Genomic DNA, 19538 nt, shown 5'->3' on the forward strand with positions numbered 1-19538 from the left:
AGCCGGGACCCTTGCGTCGCGGAGTGTTGGCGAGACACTGCCCGACGGACACGTAGGGTTCCGAGTCACCATCCTCGGAGGTCTCATGATGCGTTCCCCCCGTCTGGCGCGTTCACTGCGTGCCACGATTTCTTGTCTCGTCGGTGTCTGTCCCCTCCTGACCGGATGCGACGACTCGGGAGGACCCCCGCCCGTCACCGTCGTTCCCCAGGCGGCTGACTTCTCGCCGCGGACGCTCACCGTCCTCCAGACCAGCGACCTGCACTCCAACATCTTCGCGTGGGACTACTTCACCGGGAACGCCGACGCGAAACGTGGCCTGGCCAAGGTCGCCTCGCTCATCAAGCAAGAGCGCGCCAGGAACCCCGACTGCACCCTGCTCATCGATACCGGTGACACCCTCCAGGGCACGCCGCTCGGCACGTATTACGCCCTCGTCGACAACAAGCCCCAGCACCCCATGGCCACCGCCATGAACGAGCTGGGCTACGCCGCCATGGCGCTCGGCAATCACGAGTTCAACTACGGGCTCGACGTCCTCGGGAAATTCAAGGGCGAGGTTCACTTCCCCATCCTTGGCGCCAACGTGCGCCACGCGCTCGACGGCTCCGAGGCCTTCACGCCCTATGTCCTCCGGAATGTGTGTGGCGTCACCGTGGGCATCCTGGGACTCGTTACCCCAGGTGTCACCACGTGGGAGCGCTCGGAGAACATCCCGGACCTGCGGTTCGATGCTCCGCTGGCAACCGCGAAGACCTACGTGCCTCGGCTGAAGAGGGCGGGCGCTGACGTCATCGTGGTGGCCATTCACAGTGGACCGGACAAGCAGCCCACCGGGAACGCCAGCAACGCGGACTCGTGGCTCGCGGACTATGCGGACCCCACGAAGTGGGCTGACCGCGGCAACCTCCCGGGCGAGAACGAGGCCGTACAGATTGCCCAGGGCGTGCCCGACGTGGACGTGCTCCTCACCGGGCACACCCATCAGCCCATCCCGAAGATGCTGCTCCACAACAAGGATGGGCGCGAGGTCCTCCTCACCCAGCCCAACCGCTGGGGCAGCCACCTCGCGGAGGTCCAGCTCCAACTCACCTGGAATGATGCCCACTGGATCGTCAACGGCCATGACTCGCGGCTCCTCGCGGTGGATGCGGCGGTCTCGGAGGACGCGGAGGTGGCGCGGCTCTCCCAGGCCGCGCACGACACCACCCTCGCGTATGTGAATCGCAAGGTGGGCCACACCACCGAGGCGTTCCCCGGGGGCTTCGCTGGGCGATACGTCGACAGTCCCCTCGCGGACCTCATCAACCTCGTGCAGGAGGAGGCCGCGCATCAGGCGGGTTTTGACGTGGACCTGTCCCTGGCGGCCCTCTTCTCCAACGAGGGCGCGCTGCCGGCCGGAGACCTCACCCTGCGCGACGCATACAGCATCTACATCTACGACAACACGCTGTATGTGATGGAGATCAACGGCTCCATCCTGCGCCGTGCGTTGGAGGTGAATGCGCGCTACTTCGCCACGCTCGATGGCAACCACCTGCCCGCGAAGCCCGAGGACGCGAAGGCCACCGCGCCCAGCGTGCCGGACTTCAACTGGGACCTCTACTCAGGCATCGAGTACGGCTACGACCTCACGCGGCCCGCGGGCGCTCGCCTCACCCACCTGCGCTTCCTCGGCAAGGACGTGACCGACGACCAGGTCTTCCACATCGCCATCAACAACTACCGCGCGGGCGGAGGCGGCGGCTACGACATGTTCCGCGAGGGCCATGTGCTCTGGACCTCCGCCGATGGCGTTCGCGACTACATCGCGAGCTATCTGACCGCGCACTCCAACCTCTCTCCGCGCGACACGAACACGTGCAACTTCTCGCTCACTCCGGACCTCTACGGCGCGTACTTCGCTCCCACTTTGGGGCCGGCGAAGTGTGGCGCGGCGCCGTGAGCGCTCACGAGTCGCGTGCGTGATGCGCGCGGGGCAGCTCCACGGTGAACGTGGAGCCTCGTCCCAGGAGGCTCTCCACTCGCACCGTGCCGCTCATGGCCTCCACGAGCGTCCGGGTGATGTAGAGCCCCAACCCCAGGCCGCCGTAGTGGCGGTCGGACACCGCGCGCTCGAAGCGGCCGAAGATGCGCGGCAGGTGCTCGGGCGCGATGCCGATGCCCTCGTCGCGCACCGTGAGCCGGGCGCGCTCGGGCCCCTCGGCGAGCCGCAGGTGGATGGGACGCCCCTGGCCGTACTTGATGGCGTTGTCCACCAGGTTCATCACCACCTGCTCCAGCCGGAGCCGGTCCCACCACCCGATGATGGGCACGTCCGCACCCTCCAGTTGGAGCGGTGAGCCCATGCGCACGGCCTGCGCCTCGTGCCGTCCCACCAGCTCCCGCACGAGCGCGGCCAGGTCCACCTCCACCGCGTCCAGCCGCAGCCGCCCCGAGGCGATGCGCGAGACATCCAGCAGCGTGTTCACCAGTTCTGAGAGCTTCTTCACCTGTCGCGAGCCCACCTCCACGTAGCTCTCCACCAGCGGGCGCGGCAGCATCCCGGCGGTACGGCTCAGCTCGCGTGAGAGGGATTGCAGCTTGAGGCTCAACGGCGTGAGCGGGGTCTTGAGTTCGTGGCTCGCGATGGAGAGGAACTCATCGCGGAGGTGGATGGCTTCCTGGGCTTCGCGATACAGGCGCGCGTTCTCCATGGAGAGCGAGGCCCGGCTCGCCAGCTCGCGGAAGAATGACAGGTCGATGTTCGTGTAGTGCCGGCCCGAGTGGGTCGTGAAGCACGTGAGCACGCCCATGGTCCGCTCTCGCACCACCAAGGGGACGATCACGAACGAGCGAGGTCGGATGGCGCGCATGATGCTCACGTGCTCCACGCTGTGGCCGCTCGCCTCCAGGCGCGCATCCGTGAAGTCCTCGATGATGAGCGCTTCGCCACGCAGCAGGGCCTGGGTGGGGGGATGCAAGGGATTGCCGGCCAGCACGGCGGTGAACCCTCTCGCGCGTTCCGCGAGGGGCGCGTCCTCGGGCGCGGCGTGCGCCACCTCCACCCGCTTGAAGGTGCCGTCCGCCATCGCCACGTCCACGAAGCACCAGTCCGCCAGCCGAGGCACCGCGAGCCTCGCCATGTTCTTCAGCGTGGCCTCGTAGTCGAGCGAGGAGGCCAGGGTGGCGCCCGCCTCGGCCAGCATGCGCAGCCGCTCTTCTCCGTGGCGAAGCTCGGCGGTCAGCGCCTCCGCGCGCTGGCGGGCCTGCGCCAGGTCCGTCACGTCGAAGCCGAAGCCCGCGATTCCATCCACCTGCCCCTGCGAGTTGCGCGTGGGCTGGTACACCAGATTGAAATAGACCTCGTGCTCGCCGCCGTCGGAGCGCGGGACGCGAATGGGCATCTCCCTCCCGACGAACGGCTCGCCCGAGGTGTAGACGCGGTCGAGCAGCGAGGCGATGACCTCGGCCTCGGCGGTGGGCACGGCCTGCCGGACGGTGCGCCCCACGAGCTGACGGTGGCCCAGCAGCTCGTTGTTCGGCGGATTGGACAGCTCGTAGATGTGCTGGGGGCCTCGGAAGAGCGCGATGTGCGCGGGGGCCTGCATGAAGAGCGCGTGGAGGCGGGCGCGCTCGTTCTCGGCCTCGCTGCGGGCCGCGCGCTCCCGCTCCAGCAGCAGCGCGCGCTCGGCGTTGGTCTGCCGCAGGCTCACGTTCAGCTTCGTCACGAGCAGCGACAGCATCGCGAAGATGCCGAGCGACACGACGTCCGAAGGACGCACCCAGTCCCCCTGGTGCCCCAGGGGGAAGAAGGCGCTGAAGGAGATGAGCGACAGCGCCGTGTTCATGAGCGCCGGGCCCCAGCCTCCCCACCAGCCCGCGATGGCGACGGCGCCGTAGAAGAACAGGAAGGGGTGGGTGGCCATGAAGACGCCCAGGACGCGCTCCAGGAACAGCGCGATGCCGAAGGCCAACAGCGCCACGCTGTACTGTCCGACCGCGGACGTCTTCACCTGGACCACCGCGAGTCCCGTGCGTGACTGTCCCCGAGCCTCGGGGACCCTGGGCGACGCGACATTCTCATGTGCGACAACGCCAGACGCTCGAGCTGTGGGCTCGGACTGTGCGGGCATGGACAAGGTGATGGCCTCCCCCCGGTCCCATCGTAGCGACGGACGTGTCTGGGCGGCAGGGACCCCCTTGTTGAGGCGTTCACTTGAGCGGCGGCGCGAGGAATCGGACACGCCGCGGTCTCCGAGGGGCCGACACCGGTGTGCCCGGAGGTGGGTGGCGATGTCGGGTGTTGGACCGGGGTCTGCCCCCAGCGCGTGCGCGGCCCGCCTGACCCCTGGGTCCGCACCAGCCCCAGCCGCGCCTCCGGGGAACGCTCGCCCCGCGTCAACACCCAGGCGAACGCGAGCTGCGTGGGCGTGCAGCGCTTCTTCAGTGTCAGGCGCTCGAGGTCCTCGGGCCGGCCGTTGACGCCGCGCGTGCGCGGGGCGTTCGGGTCGAGCACGAGGCCGGACCGAGGACCGGAGCGCGGTGCGGGCTCAGCACGCGGCCCACCAGTTCCTCGTCGCGACCGGGGCCGTAGATGTCCGCGGTGTCGAAGAAGGGGATGCCCCGCTCCAGCGCGCGCAGCAGCGTGGCCTCCGACTCCGTGTCGTCGTGGCTGGAAGAGAAGTCGGACACCCCCATGCCGCCCAATCCCAACATTGAGACGACGGGCCCTTGAGCCCCCAGCCTGCGCGTCTCCATGTGCTCCGAGTCCTCGGGTTCTTCACGGCGCGTTCTGCGGGAGCCCCAGAGGCGGGCCGGAAACGGGCCCTCCCGGGGGGACATCTCCTGCTCGGGAGGATTCTTCCGTATTGTCCCGACACGGGCCGGTGCGCGGCCCGCGCCGCATGTCTGGGAGCTACCCCGTGGGACTGTCGGTTCCCCGCCTGTGCCTCGCGTTGTTGGCCGCCGCCGCGGGGGTGGTGGCGTGCGACCCCATCGTCGTGAAGCCGCTGGACGTCCCGATGGCGAAGTTCCCGCCCAACGGCGGCGGCTCCAGTCACAACCCGGTGGGCGACGTGCTGGATGGAGGGTGGGCGGAGCCGGTTCCGCCAGGCCTGGAGCGCCGGCCGCAGGCCCTGCCTGCGTGGGGCGCGTGCATCGGCGGCTGGCAGAGCATGGAGCTGGCGCGAGGCACCATCTCCGCGGGCTTCACGCTGGGGGCGGGGGACGAGGGGCTCTACGCGTACTCTCGCCCGGGCGGCATCAAGACCGGCAACGTGTCATCGGACCCGTGGCTGGAGGAGCCGGGGTTTCGCGGCACGCCGCACCTGGCGGGGCTGAAGGTGGATGCCTCCCATGCGTTGCATCTGCTCTATGACGCCCGCGCGGAGGACTCGGAACTGAGCGCGCCGTCGCTGGTGTACGCGGGCAGCAATGCCGGCGGGCGGTGGCGGCGCAGCCTGGTGGGGACGGGCACCGCGATGGCGTTCGACCTGGATTCGCGAGGGGTCACGCACGTCCTCTACGTCAGCGATGCGCAGGGCGGTGAGCTGTACTACGCGAACGACCGGCTCGGGGTGTGGACCGCCACGGACCTGGGCGTCGCCACCGACATGGAAGGCGCGGTGCTGCGGGTGGACGGTCTGGGCAACAGCCACGTGGTGTACAGCACGCTGGAGGACTCGCGGCTGCACTACCTGACCAATGCCTCGGGCGCGTGGGTGGATGAGGAGGTCCGCGCGTACGGCTATGGGCAGTCCCTGGACCTGGATGTCATGGGCGTGCCCCACGTGACGTTCTCGGACGGCGACCTCTGGTATGGCGTGCGACGGGATGGCGCCTGGTCGCTGTCGCGCATTCGCACGGGCGCGGACGCGCAGACGACGCTCGCGGTGGATCAGCTCGGCATGGCGCACCTGGTGGGCGCGGACAGCCAGGGCACCTTCGTGCTGTACATGACCAACGCGAAGGGGGCGTGGCGCGAGCTGCCGGTGACGTCTCGGATGAAGCCCTACTCGGTGAACCTGGCGAGTGAGCGGCTGCTCTCGGTGGACAGCCAGGGGCGCGCGCACATCGTCTGGGTGAAGGTGGTGCTCATCGACCGGGAAGGGAACCGAGACATCCTGCTCCAGTACTCGCGTCAGTGCCCCTGAGGTGTCACGAGGCACCGGAACGGCTGAGGCTTGGCGGGTGCGCTCCACGCCGCGGCGTCCTCGTGGCGCACGGCCACGCGTGGTGAGGCCCAGCCCAGGTTTCGCAGCGCCGCGACGAGCCGCTCCGTCAAGGCGTGGGCCTCCGGCTCCGAGGCCCCGGCCAGCTCCAGCAGGAACCCCTCGGGCGCGTCCTGCGTGAGTCGGAAGGCGCGCAGCGCGTGGTGCTTGAACACCCACGCCACGGCCCACGCATCCACCGCGCGGCCCGTGGGCGCGAGGAAGCGACACGCGCCCCGTCCGCCGAAGCCCGTCAGCGTCCAGCCGCGGAAGCCGCACGCGCACGCATCCCGTCGCACCGTGCCGCGGTCTCCCGGCCGATAGCGCAACAGGGGCAGCACGCTGGGGCGCAGGCGCGTCACCACCACGTCGTCCGAGTCCGGCTCCAGCCAGACATCGGGAGCGAAGACATGGAAGTGCCCGGGCGTGCGCAGACACTCCCACGCGAGCGGCCCGGTCTCGGTGGTGGCGTAGTAGTTGAGCACGGGCACGCCGAGGTCGCGCGTGAGGGTGTCGCGCAGCGCGGTGGGCAGGTGCTGCGCGGACGTCAGCATGAGCGCGGGCCGAGGCAGCTCCGGCCGCGCGGTCCACCAGCGCAGCCCCTCGGGGTCCGAGAACACCACGGCCGGACGCACGCGGTGCAGCCGCTCGGCCGCGTCGGCGCGCAGCACGGAGACGCGGTGCAGGGCGCCATCCTCCAGGATGGGCAGGCGCACCGAGTACTCCAGTCCGCCGGGCAGCGCGTCCAGCAACACCACGCGGGGCCGCCGAGGCAGACGGGCCCCGGCGCGCGCGAGCAAGAAGCGCAGCACGGCCCACATCAGCAGGCAGTCGCGGCGGTCGCGCACGACGTTCACGGGAGCGCCCGTGGTCCCCGAGCTGCGCACCACCACGCACTCCGACGACGCGGTGGGCAGGGTGGGGATGGCGTCCCAGTGCGCCGCGAGCGTCGCGCGCTCCAGGACGGGGAAGTGCCGCAGGTCGTCCAGGCCACGCAGGTCGCCGGGATGCATCCCCGCGTCGCGCAGCCGCCGCGCATGGAAGGGCGAGGCGTGCAGGGCGAGCCGAAGTCCGTCGAGTCGGGCCTCCACGCGCGCGCGGGCCTGGGCCTCGTCCGCGAGTGAGGCGAGCGCGGACAACTCCCGCGCGACGGCCTCCGCCCAGGGGATGTGCGGGCGCTGTGTCGCGGTGTCTCGGCGGATCCTCGCCCGAGGCGCGACGCCCAGGTCCGGCGCGAGGACGGAGACAGGAGACATGCGCGCCTGGCCTTACTCTCGCCAGCCGCGCGCCTCGGCCTCACGCCGCGCGGCTTCCTGGAGGAGTTGCTCGCGGCGGTCGGCTTCTTTCTTTCGGGCGGCCTCCGCCGCGCGGAAGTCCGCCATGGCCTTGCGGTAATCGAGTTGCTCCAGGCGCTGCTTCGAGGCCGCTGGAGTCTCGTTCTCGAGCGCGCCCCCCATCGCGCGGATCCACACGCGGAGGAACTCCTCCTGGCGGAAGGCGTTCGCGCGCACCATCTCCGCGGTGAGCGGTTCAATCTCCTGGAAGAACTGCTCCAGGCGCGCCATGGGTGTGCGAGTCGTGTCGAGCGCCTTCACCGTCTCCTCGCGCAGCGACGTGGAGGCCAGCACGTGGGCCAGCATGCTCACCTGCTCACGCCAGAGAGCGTGGCCGCGGTGCCGCTCGAACTGGACGAAGGCTTCTCGCCGGGGGGGCCGCTGGTTCGCGGCGCGGAACACGTCGCAGATGACGGCCACCGCCAGCTCGTGCGGATAGGGCGAGGCGAGCGGCGCCGCGGCGAGCTGCTCACGAAGTCGAGGAATCGAGAAGGCCATCAAGTCTCCAGCAGCGCCCGAGAGAGCGCCGCGGCCATGGGTCCGAAGTCGGACATCCACGCCACCGTCACCAGGCGAAAGCGCCGGTCCGCCAGCGCCGGCGCGAACACCCTGCGCGCGGCCTGCGCGTCCGGCAGCGCGAGGAAGACCACGAGCAGACGCGAACGCCGAGTCGCCTCCACCAGCTGTTTCAGCGCGCCGGGGGCCGACATGTTCGACAGGAAGTCGCTGTCCGAGATGAGGACGCGCAGCACATCGGGCGTCTGTTGCGCGGACTCCGTCAGGCGCTCGATGGGGAACTGCGTGCCCCCACCGATGAACTGGAGGAGGAACTCGCGGGCGGTGTCCTCGCTGTACATCCAGCCGGACTCCAAGGGCGGTCCATCCGAATACACCACGGCCCGCACGCGGCCCTGCTTGCGCAGCGCGGACGCGGACAGCACCTGCGCGGCCAACGTCATCGCGTTGAGCTGCGTCTGCGGATTGGGCATGGAGCCGCTGGTGTCCAGGTACAGCTCCAAGGCTGGAATGCCGGGCTCCGAGGCGGGCGGAACGTCCACCTCCAGGTCGCGCCGCAAGGGCGACACCGCCGCGAGCGGCCCCCGCGAGAGCACCGTCAGCGTCCAGTCGATGCTGCTCGGGTCGTCGCCGTGCTCCCATTCGGCGGGCGTGGTGCGCAGGCTCGGCTCGGGGTTCGTTGGCGCGGTGGGCAGTCGCAGCACGTGCGCGTCCACGAGCCGGCGGTAGTAGCGGCCCACCAGCGCGCGTCTCACCTCGCCCTGTCCCTTGCCGGGCAGGTGGTTCGTGGCGCGCGAGATGGTGGTGAGTGGATCCTCTTCGCGGGTGGCCTGCGACTCGGTCAGCCAGCCGCGCTCCTTCGCCTTGGCCAGCGCGTCATCCCACCTGCCGCCCGATTGCACCGCGGCGTCCAGGTCCGCCTCGTCCGGCAAGGGGATGTCCCCGCCGAGAGGAAGCGTGGGCCCGGCGTTGTCCAGCGAGTCGAGGTAACGGATGAAGGTGGCGCAGAAGTAGAGGAATTGCTCGCGTGGCTCCGACAGCGAATAGAACGTCTGCGCGAACACGCGGGCCTCCGCGCGCGTGCCGGGATACGCCTCCTCCAACGGCGCCAACCGCTCGGCAGGCACCAGGTGCCCCGGAGGCAGCCCCCACAGCTCCTCGTAGAGCGCGAGGTAGAAGCAGAACAGCGGGGACGGCGGAGCGGAGCCGGGGCGGCGCAGGAAGCCCTGATACACGGCGCAGAGCGCGGGGGCGTGCGTGCGGCCCACGTACTCGTTCACCTGGAGGTCGAAGTACAGGTTGGTGAGGGATTGCTTCAGGCCGGGGAGCAACCGCTGCTCCAGCACGCGCAGCTCCGCGTCCCAGCCCAGCGTGTGCGGGAAGCGCACGTGATGGCCAATCTCATGCGCCAGCACCGCGGTCAGGCTGTCGCGCGCGCCCAGGTCCACCAGCAGCTCGAAGTTCACGAACACCTGACGCTTCACCAGGTCGATGTACGCGAGCGGTTCGCTCAGGCCCCGCTCTTCGGGGTGGAAGGGCAGGTGGGGCGCGGGCGGGCTGAGCTGGACGCGCATGTCCCAGAGCGCCAGCGCCTCGCGCCAGCAGTGCTCGACCTCCTCGGGCGTGAAGGCGCTCCCCCTCATGCCGGCACGAGCACCGCCAGCCACTGCGACGTTTGCATCGTCGCCACCGCGCGCCAGTCATTGGCTCCCGTGGTGAACCACTCTCCGGCGCGGGCGTCGCGTTGCTCCAGGCTCACCAGGGCGGCGGTCGGCTCGCAGGTGGGGGGCGGCGCTTCCTTGCACCCCATGGCGCCCAGCGGGAGCGGCGTCTCCGTCAGCCACACGCCTTGGGTCGCGGCGTCTCGCCCCGCCGCGGCCAGGCGGTGACGGTCATGAACGCAGACCACGGTGGGGGCCAGGAAGTGCACCGCGCCGGGGAGGAAGCGCGTGTCCTCGCGAGACAGGTCCACCCACTGCGCCTGCGCGGACGCGTGCAGCGGCGTGCTCGGGGCCTCCAGGACGGACGCGGCCACGCGGCGCAAGCGCGCCTCGATGTCATCGAGCGACGGCAGGTCCCGGCACACGCGGCAGAACACGCGCTGCACCCAGGGCGGCGCGGCCTCCAGGTTCTCGCCCAGGTTCCACAGCTGCGCGAGCGTGTCCGCGCGCCGCGCCGACGGCACCGCGGCCAGCAAGCGCGGCACCAGGGTGGACCACGCCAGCGTGAAGACGTTCAGTCGCCCCGAGGTCGCGGGGTACAGGTAGCCCAGCCCGATGCCCTCGGCGCCGAGCTGGAGGTAGCTCCGCATCAACTGGCCGGCCTCGTCCTCGCTGACGCCCGCCGCGTCCAGGGATTGGCCCAGCGCCTGGGCGGGCCCCTGGAGCAGCTCGCTCCACAGCGCGGGATGCCACCGCACGAAGCGGGCCCGCGCGTTCTCCTCCAGCTCGCGTACGAAGTCGCTCATGGCGTGCCGCCCGGGCTCTCCTTCAACCACGTCGCGTAGTTGCGATAGCGGCTGTACATGGACTTGAGGTGGATGAGGTCCTCGTAGAGGGGCCCCGACAGCTCGTGGCGCGACAGCAGGTCGTTCATCAGCGCCGTCACCGCGGCCAGGCGCCTCTCCGTGGTGCGCAGGTCCACGCCCGCCAGGCCCTTGTCCAGCTCCTTGCGCAGCGCATCCACCTTGCGGCGCAGCGGCAGGTGCGCGTCGTACTGCGTCCCCGCCATGTCGAACATCTGACGGATCCACGCCACGCGGTCCTGGAGCAGCGGCCGGTGGCCCTTCACCTCGAAGAACGGGCTGCGCGCGTTGGGCACCAGCTTCTCATGCAGCACCCAGGGGGCAATCTGCCGGAAGTCCTCCAGCTCCACGGTGGCGTGGCCCCGGAAGAACGCGAGCGCCTTCGCGAAGTGGAGGATGGTCTGGTACGCGCGCACGCTCACGCCGTTCTCGGTCTGCGTGCACAGGTGCACCTTCTTGTCGAGCGGGCACTGCTCGTTGCACACGGCGGACACCGTCTGGCCGGCCAGCTTCAGCGTGTCCTTGTGCTTGAACTCGAAGCGCGGCGAGGCCATGCGACAGAAGTCGAGCTGCCCGAGGAAGAAGGCCACGCGCTCGAGCACGTCCGGGGGCACCTCCACCGCGAGGATGGAGGCGTGGATTTTCTCCAGCTCGCCGGGCGTGAAGACAATCTCGCGCGGCAGCATCTCCTCGGGAGAGCGGTCCGCCTCGATGCGCTGGAGCAGCGTGTCGATGAAGTGCGAGTTGAAGGGCACTGCGCGCACGACGACGTCGATGCGGTCCTTGAGCGCCTCGATGACCTGGAACGTGCCGCCGCCCTGGTCGTCGTTGGCGGTGAGGAACCAGGACGAGCGCCCCGCGTAGACGTACTGGTCCATCATCTCCGCGTAGCCCTCGGCCATGAGGGACAGCAGGGCGGACTGCGTCTTGGTGGGGATGCGGTTGTACTCGTCGATGATTTTCACGCGCTGGCCAATCCACTTGCGCCAGCTCACCTTCACCTGCGCCATGTCCTCGGCCTTGAGCATGTCCGAGGGCAGGGGCGCGCCGAGCAGGTCCGCGATGGACAGCTGCGGATGGCCGCGCTGGATGCCGCGGTGCACCTCGTCGCGGCTCATGCCGGACAGCAGCGCCATGAGGATGGCGGAGGTCGTCTTGCCGCGCCCCGGGCCGCCCACGAGCATCGCGCGGCGGCAGGTGAAGAGCGTGAGCAGCGGGATGAGGACGAACGAGCTGTAGCTCATGTCCTCGGGCAGGTGGACCTCGTCACCCGCGGCGTTCTTCAGCGCGGCGCGGCCCCCGAACTCGATGTCGTAGTAGGGGCAGATGACGGCGTTGTTGGTGATCCACCAGTACGCCTGCCGCATCTTGTCGTGGAGGCCGCCGCCGTCGCGCTCGGAGAGGTGGACGTTGAGTCCTTTGTCCGCCGACGCACGCCCGGTCAGCAGGCGCGACACCCAATCCTGATTGGCCATGCGCGGCCGAGCCTAACACCCGCGCACGTGCCCGGGGGGCTTCTGCTCACAGCGTCACCAGCCCCAGCCGCGCCGCGCGCACCACGGCCTCCGTGCGCCGCTGCACCCCCAGCTTGGCCAGCACCGCGTTCACGTGGAACTTGGCCGTGTGCTCGCTGATGGCGAGCCGGTCGGCGATGGCCTTGTTGGACAGCCCCTCGGCGAGCAGGGCCAGCACTTCACGCTCCCGAGGCGTGAGCGACTCCGCGTTCGTCGGCGATGAGGCCGCGCTCGCTCGGGGCGCGCCGCGCAGCTCCGCGAGGCCGGGCTCGAACACGGTCAGCCCCCGCGCCACCGCGTGCAGCGCCGCGAGCAGTGACGCGGGCGGCGCGTCTCGGAACAGGAGCCCTCGCGCGCCCACCGTCAGGGCCACCTCGCCCGCGGCCTCGTCCGTCACCAGCGCGAGCACCGGCGCGCCCAGGTCCGGCGCCTCCACGCGGCCCTCGCGCTCCGGTGGACGCAGCCCCGTGTCCCAGAGCACCGCGTCCGGCGCGTCTCCGCCCGCCGCCTCCAGCTCCGCCTGCGTGCCCGTCGCGAGGACCACCTGGTCGCCTCCCTGGTCGCTCAGCGCGCGGCTGAGCGCACCCCGCGCGAGCGGGTCCTCGGCGACCAGCGCGAGGCGGAAGGGAGCGGCGAGGGCATCCAGCACGGACTATCCCTAACCGCGCGGGCGCGCATTGCCACCCGACTCGGCACCGTGGCCGATGCTCCGCTGCCTAGCGCCTCAGGCCAGCGTGACGCCGTGGCCGGGCGCGTCGGGGTCCAGGCTCAGCGTGGAGCCCTGGTAGCGCCCTCCGCCCTGGAACGGGTGGCGGGCGATGAACAGCGGCGTGTCCAGGTCCGCGTAGGCGAAGCCGCCCAGCCCCGCCGCCAGATGCGCGGACGTGCTCATGGCCAACACGCTCTCCACCATGCCGCCCACCATCAGCTCCAGCCCGGCGGCGCGCGCCAGGCTCCACATGGTCATCGCCTCCACCACGCCGCACTTCATCGTCTTGATGTTGATGGCATGACAGGCGCCCTCGCGGATGAGCCGCAGCACGTCCCGCGCCGAGCGCGCCGATTCGTCCGCGCACAGGCTCACGCGGGTGCGCCGCGCCAGCTCCGCCATGCCGGCGACGTCGGTCGCGGACACTGGCTGCTCGAACAGGGCGAGGGGCACGCCCGCGCGCTCCAGGCCCTTGAGGAACGCGAGCGCCTCGGCCACGTCGTAGCCGCCGTTGGCGTCCGCGAACAGCCGCGCTCGGGGGGCCTCCTGGTGGATGGCCACCAGCCGCGCGGCGTCCTCATCCGGAGAGAGCGCGCCCACCTTGACCTTCAGCGTGCGGATGCCGCGCGCGAGGATGGCGCGCGTGGAGCTCACCGCGTGCGCCACGTCTCCGGCGGTCACCGTCATGTCGATGTCCAGCGTCGTGCCGGCGCCGCCGAGGAAGACATGGAGCGGGACGCGGTGGTGCCGGGTGAGCGCGTCCAGCAGCGCGGTCTCCAGGCCGCAGCGCGCGGCGGGGGCGAGCGCGAGCACGTCGCCGAGGAACTCGGACAGCGGGCGCCAGGCGCGCGCGTCCTTTCCCTCGAGCACGCCGCGCGCGGACTCCAGGGCGGCCAGCGTGCTGGCCTGCGTCTCGCCGCTCACGGCGGTGAAGGGGGCCGCCTCGCCCAGGCCCACCGTGCCGTCCGCGAGGGTCAAGCGCACGAGCACGTTCTCCGCCGCGTGCTGCGCGCCGGTGGCGATGGCGAAGGGCTCGGTGAGGGGCAGGTGCAGCGGCTCGAAGGACAGGCCGGTGACGAGGGTGGGGCGCATGGCGCCGCAGTCTAGTTCCGACGGCGCTGAAGCTCGCGGGTGAGCGACTCCTCCAGGTTGCGCAGCACGGTGTCCGCGTCGAAGGACTCCTCGCCCTTGTGCCAGATGACCAGCGGGTCCGACGAGGCCATCTGCTGGGTGAGCCGATGCAGCCGGTCCAGGGCCCGGTCCATGGCATCCAGCGTCACCTCGCAGCCCGGGGCCCGCTGGCGCAGCAGCGCGGTGCCCACCTCCAGGGTCTGCAAGGGCGTGCTCACCGCGTCGCGCAAGGCGAGAATCAGCGCGGCCATCCGCTCCAGCGACTCGGCCTCCACCCGGGCGTGCCGCAGCTGGTGCTCGGCGCGGCGGCTGCGCAGGCGAGAGCCCAGCAAGGCCAGGCCCGCGGCCGCGTAGACGAGCGTCGCCCACGGCTCCCACACCATGGCGGGCAGATGGGTGGACAGGTGGAGGCCGTACCAGAGCGCCACGGCCTCCGTGGCGAACGCGCCGATGAGCGCCGTCCCGGGCCAGAAGCCCAGCGGCGCGAACACGCCGATGCTCAGCAGCGTGAGCCGGTGGCCCATGAGCGGCGCCCACGTCGTGTGGTGCTGGGCCAGGACCTGCTCGGTGAGCGCGAACACGGGCAGCAGCGGCACCGCGGCGACCAGGAAGGCCGTGGAGGACACGAAGCCGGTGGGCGTCCGCCGCCGCGCATACAGCCAGCCCAGCAGGCCCAGGCACAGCGCGATGTGCGCGCCGCGCAAGAGCGGCAGCAGGCGCGAGACGGGCAGCACGGTCAGGTCGATGAAGAGCGAGGACAGCTGGCAGAGCACGAGCAGCAGGAGGGCCGCGGTGCTCGACCGCCACGCGCGCGCCCTGCGCTCCTGCTCCACCGTCATCAACCCGCGCGGCGCCGGCGCGGGGGGTGAGGAGGGCCGCGTGCTATGCACCCCGAGGTTCCTCCAGCAGCGCGCGCAGCGCCCGCGAGTCCACCGGCTTGGCGAGCACCTTCACCTGGGTCTGCTCGTAGGCCAGCCGCACCAGGGGGTGCGAGCGGGCGTGGCCCGTGAGGAACACGGCGCGGCCGCGGTAGGCCTGCGCGAGGAGCCAGTCGAGCGCGTCCAGTCCGCTCTGCACGCCCGCGCCCAGGTTCACGTCCAGGAGCGCCAGCTCGCAGCCCAGGGCCGCGTCGCGCTGTTGGACCAGGGCCTCGAAGGAGTCCACGTCCACGCAGGCCGTGACCCCATACATCCTCAGCAGGTCGCAGAGCATGCCCCTGAGGTCGTCGTCGTCCTCGAGTACGAGCACTTGTCGCACCACACCGCTCTCCCGACGCTTGGGCCCGCAGGGTCCGCCTCCGGGCGCCGCGCCGCAAGGCACCCGCCCCGCCAGCGGTGCTGTTTCAGACAGCGACATGCCCATTCCGCCTCCCAGCCGATACGCCGGGCCCGTGGAACGCCCCAGGTGACTTGTGAAAGACGCCCTTTCATGGCGACATGCGGGCCCTTCGGCCGTCTGTCTTCCAGGGGCGCGTCGCCGAGCCCAGCCGAAAGCCTTATCCAGCCACCCGTTCTTTCCGCCAGAGGAGGCGGATGTTCGCATCTGACATCACGCTGGCGCCTCCGCCTCCGGCGGATGTCCTCCTCCGCGCTCTGGAAGAGAGCGAGGCCCATGACCCGGAGGGGTGCATGGTGTTGCGGGCCGTGCGGGATGGGAGCGGGGGCATCGCTGACTTCGAGTGGCTGTGGGCCAACCCCACCGCCGCGCGCGCCCTGGGTCGCGCCCCCGAGTCCCTCCGGGGCCGCCGCCTGCGCGAGGTCTCCTCCGCGCAAGGTCTGGCGGGCCGCCTGGAGCTCTTGTGCCGGGTGGTGGAGACGGGACGTCCGACAGAAGACAGCTTCGCGGAGGGCGACGCCTGGCTGCACGGCACCGCGGTGCCCCTGCGCGATGGGGTGTTGTTGCGGATTCGTGACATCACCAGCGCGCAGCGTGTCGAGGAGGGGCTTCGCGAGACGCTGGACTGGGTGAGCGACGTGCTGGAGAGCACGCCGGACGCGTTCTTCACCGTGGATGCGGACTGGCGCCTCACCTACGTCAACCGCAACGCGGCGGCGCTCACGGGCCGGGGCGCGGACATCCTCTTCCGCCGCGTGTTGTGGGAGGCCTGTCCGGAGCTGCAGGGCACGCGGCTGGAGCGCGAGCTGCGTCGGGTGGCGGACGAAGGGACGCCGGCCCTCTTCGAATTGCGCACCGCGCCGGAGCGCTGGCACGAGGTGCATGCGTGGTCCTCGGGCCGCAACTTGAGCATCACCGCGCGCGACATCTCCGACAAGAAGCGCATGGAGGCAGAGCGCGACGGGCTGCTCGCCCGAGAGCACTCGGGCCGCCTGGAGGCCGAGGCGCTGGTGCAGCAGCGGACCCAGGAGTTGGTCGCCGCGCGCGAGCGGCTGGTGCAGTCGGAGAAGCTGGCCATGGCGGGGCAGCTCGCCTCGGGCGTGGGCCACGAAATCAACAACCCACTCTCCTACGTCACCGGCAACATCCAGTTCGCGCTGGAGCAGCTGGAGCAGTTGGAGCGCCTCCAGCTCATCCCCGCGCGCGTCGGGTGCGCGCCGCTCCAGGAGGCGCTGGACTCGCTGCGCGAGGCCCGCGAGGGCGCCGAGCGGATCCGCGTCATCGTTCGGGACCTGCAGACCTTCGCCCGCGCGGACGCGCCCCAGCTGGTGCCGGTGGATGTGCACGCGGCGCTGGAGTTTGGGCTGTCCATGGCCATGCCGCGCCTGCGCCACCGCGCGAAGGTGGTGCGTGCCTTTGGCCAGGTGCCCACGGTGATGGCGCACGAGGCCCGCCTGGGTCAGGTGTTCCTCCACCTGCTGCTCAACGCCGCGCACGCCATCCCCGAGGGGGACTCCTCGCTGCACCGCGTGACGCTCACCACGCGCCGCGAGGATGCCTGGGTAGTGGTGGAGGTCTCCGACACGGGCCACGGCATGACGCCCGAGGTGCTCCATCGCGCGTTCGAGCCGTTCTTCACCACGCGCCCCATGGGCGAGGGCTCGGGGCTGGGGCTGTCCATCAGCCTGGGCCAGGTGCGCGCCATGCGCGGCGAGCTGGCGGCGACCAGCACCCCGGGACAGGGCAGCACCTTCCAGGTGCGTCTGCTGACCAGCGAGGCCGCGGCGCGCCCTCGGCCGCCGCCGTCCGTGGAGGACGCGTCCCAGCGCAAGCGCGTGCTGGTGGTGGACGACGAGCCACAGCTCGCCAGCGTGCTGCGCCGGCTGTTGGGCCGTCAGCACGAGGTGGTGGTGGCGCACAGCGGTCGTGAGGCCCTGGCGGTGCTCGCGCGGGACGACGCGTTCGACCGCGTGTTCTGCGACTTGATGATGTCCGACCTGACGGGGATGGACGTGCACGCGGCGCTGGTGGGCCGCAGCCCGGAGCTGCTGTCGCGCTTCGTCTTCATGACGGGCGGCAGCTTCACCGAGCGGGCGCGGGCCTTCCTTCAGGCCGTGCCGCTGCCCCGGCTGGAGAAGCCCTTCGACCCGGGCACCCTGCTGGCGCTGGTGGAGGGGGCGCCGCCGCGCGCCGGGGCCTGGAGACCGCCGGCGCGCGAGGAGTGATTCAGGCCGCGACTACAGCTTCACTTCGTCGCGGTCCGCGTTGGTGATGAAGGCGGGGCCCGTCGTGGCCAGCTTCTCCAGCAGCTTGTTCATGCCGTTGGAGCGCGCGAAGGCCATCTCGTTGCGCGTGACGCCCACCAGCGTCAGCAGCTCCACCTTGCCGCTGGGGAGCTGGAAGTGGCTGGGGCGCTCGGGGTCGCGCACGAACACGAAGCCGCCCAGCTTGGACTCGCCGCCGTCCAGCGTGCCCTCCACCGGGTAGCGGTGGCCCATGGCGAAGGCCCGCAGGCACACGAGGTTGTAGGCCATCATGTCCAGCAGCCGCAGCACCGGCCAGCGCGCCTCCTCCGGCGTGTGGATGACCATCTCGTAGCCCAGGCCGCTGGGCGCGTCGTCCGGGAACTCCTCTCCGGGGGCCACGGTGAAGGGGTTGGACAGGCCGCTGGTGACGTAGGTCCAGTAGGGGTACTCGGGGCTCGGCGGCGCCACGCGCACGCCCATGGGGGCCCAGTTCGGGTCCAGCTCCTTCACCTCGGCCAGCTCGCTCTCCATCCACGCTTCGAGCGCGCCAGTCTGTTCGAGGGTGAAGACGTTCTCCTGGATGGCGCCGAACATCTTCGGGTACTCCACCTCGTCGCGGTCGGCCCAGCAGTCTTCGTACCACTGGATGAAGTCTTCGTCCGTCTCGGGGGCTTTCATGTCACGAGACTCTAAAGGTTCCCGCCCGCCGCACAACTTGTTCAGAGCGCAGAGGCCGCAAGGGCCGTGGCCCGGTGGACGGACGGGCAGCCTTCAGTCCGCCCTGGGCTCGGGCCGCGTCGCCCGGGCCCAGGGCTTGAGTCCGCAGATGCGCTCGGCTTCCTCCACTGCGAGTTGTAGCTGGTGCCGCTCGCGGCGGACGAAGTCGCGCACGGCGGAGTCCAGGCGCCGGTCGAACACGAGGTGCGCGCTGTGCACCGCGGTCGGCTCGAACCCTCGGGACACCTTGTGTTCACCGCCCGCGCCCGGCTCGAACACCTTGCGCCCCGCGCGGATGCAGTCCTCCACCGACTGGTAGAGGCAGACGTTGAAGTGCAGGAAGGGGTGCTCCTCCACGCAGCCCCAATAGCGGCCGTAGAGCCGCTCCGCGGTCGCCAGGTTGAAGGCGCCCGCGATGACCTTGCCCTCCCGCACGGCCTCCACCATCTCCACGGTGCCGGGCATGGCGCGGAACAGGCGCGTGAAGAAGTCCGGCGTGAGCTGCACCTGCCCCCAGGCGTGGCGCTCGCAGGTGGAGGCGTAGAACTCGAAGGCGCGACGCGCGTGCTCGGGGCCCAGCTCGGCGCCGCGCACGGTGCGCAGGGTGATGCCCTGGGTGGCGGCGGCACCGCGCTCGCGCTTGAGCTGGTTGCGGCGCTTGGAGTCGAAGCGCGACAGGTAGTCGTCGTAGTGCTGGTAGCCCGGGTTCTTCCACTGGAACTGCAGGGTGATGCGGCGCGCGAGGCCCGCCTCCTCGAGGAAGCCGGCCTCGTCGTCGGTGGGATAGAGCACGTGCACCGAGGAGCAGTCCGCCTCCTTCGCGCTCTCCACGGCCGCTTCCAGCAAGGCGCGGCGCAGCGCGGGCACGTCCTCGCCGGGCGCGATGAGCAGGCGCGGCACGGTGGCGGGAGACAGCGGCCCTCCGACGATGAGCTTGGGGTAGTACTCCACGCCCAGGCGGGCCGCGGCGTTGGCCCAGCCGAAGTCGTAGATGTACTCGCCCATGCTGTGGAACTTGAGGTACGCGGGCGCCGCCGCGACCAGCCGGGGGCCTCGCCACAGCGTCAGGTGATGCGGAGCCCAGCCGGTGTCCTGCGTGGCGCTGCCGCTTTCTTCCATGGCGGCCAGCCAGGCATGTCTCACGAAGGGCGGGGCGTCTGGCTCCAGGAGCGCGTCCCACTCCGCGGCGGGGACGTCGGTGATGGCGGCCTGGATGCGGAGGCGGAGCGAGGGGGCGGCGGGCACCGCACAGTCCTAACGCGGACCTCGCGGGCTCGCCGCTGCTCACGCGTTCACACCCGCCCGGCTCGCCAGCGACCGT

General features: G+C 71.0%; 16 protein-coding genes. 3 read left to right on the plus strand and 13 right to left on the minus strand.

Annotated elements, in window-relative coordinates; genetic code table 11:
* The first annotated feature begins 85 nt into the window (after positions 1–85).
* Complete coding sequence (locus tag KRR26_RS08600) at positions 86–1945, plus strand: bifunctional metallophosphatase/5'-nucleotidase (protein ID WP_236068428.1); 1860 nt, start codon at positions 86–88, stop codon at positions 1943–1945.
* A 4-nt stretch (positions 1946–1949) separates the two neighbouring features.
* On the opposite strand, the gene KRR26_RS08605 is transcribed toward KRR26_RS08600, so the two are convergent.
* Entirely contained in the window at positions 1950–3995 is a 2046-nt protein-coding gene (locus tag KRR26_RS08605) for a sensor histidine kinase (protein WP_233577157.1), read from the minus strand.
* A gap of 436 nt (positions 3996–4431) precedes the next feature.
* Entirely contained in the window at positions 4432–4740 is a 309-nt protein-coding gene (locus KRR26_RS37600; RefSeq protein ID WP_217079582.1) for an aldo/keto reductase, read from the minus strand.
* A 164-nt stretch (positions 4741–4904) separates the two neighbouring features.
* Between KRR26_RS37600 and KRR26_RS08615 the strand changes: the two genes are divergently transcribed.
* Positions 4905–6134, plus strand: a complete 1230-nt coding sequence (locus KRR26_RS08615) for a hypothetical protein (RefSeq protein WP_147422993.1) — start codon at positions 4905–4907, stop codon at positions 6132–6134.
* On the opposite strand, the gene KRR26_RS08620 is transcribed toward KRR26_RS08615, so the two are convergent.
* From KRR26_RS08620 to KRR26_RS08660, 9 genes are all read right to left on the minus strand, one after another.
* Entirely contained in the window at positions 6122–7447 is a 1326-nt protein-coding gene (locus tag KRR26_RS08620) for a phenylacetate--CoA ligase family protein (protein ID WP_217079583.1), read from the minus strand. The genes KRR26_RS08615 and KRR26_RS08620 overlap by 13 nt on opposite strands.
* A 12-nt stretch (positions 7448–7459) precedes the next feature.
* Entirely contained in the window at positions 7460–8023 is a 564-nt protein-coding gene (locus KRR26_RS08625) for a hypothetical protein (RefSeq protein WP_217079584.1), read from the minus strand.
* The gene (locus KRR26_RS08630) at positions 8023–9684 is read right to left on the minus strand and encodes a M48 family metalloprotease (RefSeq protein ID WP_120207351.1); all 1662 of its coding nucleotides are present in this window, start codon (positions 9682–9684) and stop codon (positions 8023–8025) included. The genes KRR26_RS08625 and KRR26_RS08630 overlap by 1 nt, the downstream gene beginning before the upstream one ends.
* Positions 9681–10508, minus strand: a complete 828-nt coding sequence (locus KRR26_RS08635; protein ID WP_199723820.1) for a hypothetical protein — start codon at positions 10506–10508, stop codon at positions 9681–9683. The genes KRR26_RS08630 and KRR26_RS08635 overlap by 4 nt, the downstream gene beginning before the upstream one ends.
* Positions 10505–12040, minus strand: a complete 1536-nt coding sequence (locus KRR26_RS08640; RefSeq protein WP_217079585.1) for an AAA family ATPase — start codon at positions 12038–12040, stop codon at positions 10505–10507. Before KRR26_RS08640 ends, KRR26_RS08635 begins: the two co-directional genes overlap by 4 nt.
* 46 nt (positions 12041–12086) lie before the next feature.
* Complete coding sequence (locus tag KRR26_RS08645; RefSeq protein ID WP_120207357.1) at positions 12087–12728, minus strand: LuxR C-terminal-related transcriptional regulator; 642 nt, start codon at positions 12726–12728, stop codon at positions 12087–12089.
* 75 nt (positions 12729–12803) lie between these two features.
* Complete coding sequence (locus KRR26_RS08650; protein ID WP_120207359.1) at positions 12804–13880, minus strand: dipeptide epimerase; 1077 nt, start codon at positions 13878–13880, stop codon at positions 12804–12806.
* 11 nt (positions 13881–13891) lie between these two features.
* The gene (locus KRR26_RS08655; protein ID WP_233577159.1) at positions 13892–14809 is read right to left on the minus strand and encodes a hypothetical protein; all 918 of its coding nucleotides are present in this window, start codon (positions 14807–14809) and stop codon (positions 13892–13894) included.
* Complete coding sequence (locus KRR26_RS08660) at positions 14802–15176, minus strand: response regulator (RefSeq protein ID WP_120207674.1); 375 nt, start codon at positions 15174–15176, stop codon at positions 14802–14804. The genes KRR26_RS08655 and KRR26_RS08660 overlap by 8 nt, the downstream gene beginning before the upstream one ends.
* Positions 15177–15451: 275 nt before the next feature.
* Here KRR26_RS08660 and KRR26_RS08665 point away from each other — a divergent pair, with 275 nt between their 5' ends.
* Complete coding sequence (locus KRR26_RS08665) at positions 15452–17479, plus strand: ATP-binding protein (protein WP_120207361.1); 2028 nt, start codon at positions 15452–15454, stop codon at positions 17477–17479.
* Positions 17480–17491: 12 nt separating this feature from the next.
* On the opposite strand, the gene KRR26_RS08670 is transcribed toward KRR26_RS08665, so the two are convergent.
* Together KRR26_RS08670 and KRR26_RS08675 are read right to left on the minus strand one after the other, a co-directional pair.
* On the minus strand, positions 17492–18178 hold the full coding sequence (locus tag KRR26_RS08670; RefSeq protein ID WP_120207364.1) for a suppressor of fused domain protein: 687 nt from the start codon (positions 18176–18178) through the stop codon (positions 17492–17494).
* Between the two features lie 93 nt (positions 18179–18271).
* Positions 18272–19462 (minus strand): GNAT family N-acetyltransferase, encoded by a 1191-nt coding sequence (locus tag KRR26_RS08675; RefSeq protein ID WP_217079586.1) that lies wholly within the window; start codon positions 19460–19462, stop codon positions 18272–18274.
* Positions 19463–19538: the final 76 nt, after the last annotated feature.

The sequence above is a fragment of the Citreicoccus inhibens genome (assembly GCF_019039035.1).
Lineage (GTDB): Bacteria > Myxococcota > Myxococcia > Myxococcales > Myxococcaceae > Citreicoccus > Citreicoccus inhibens.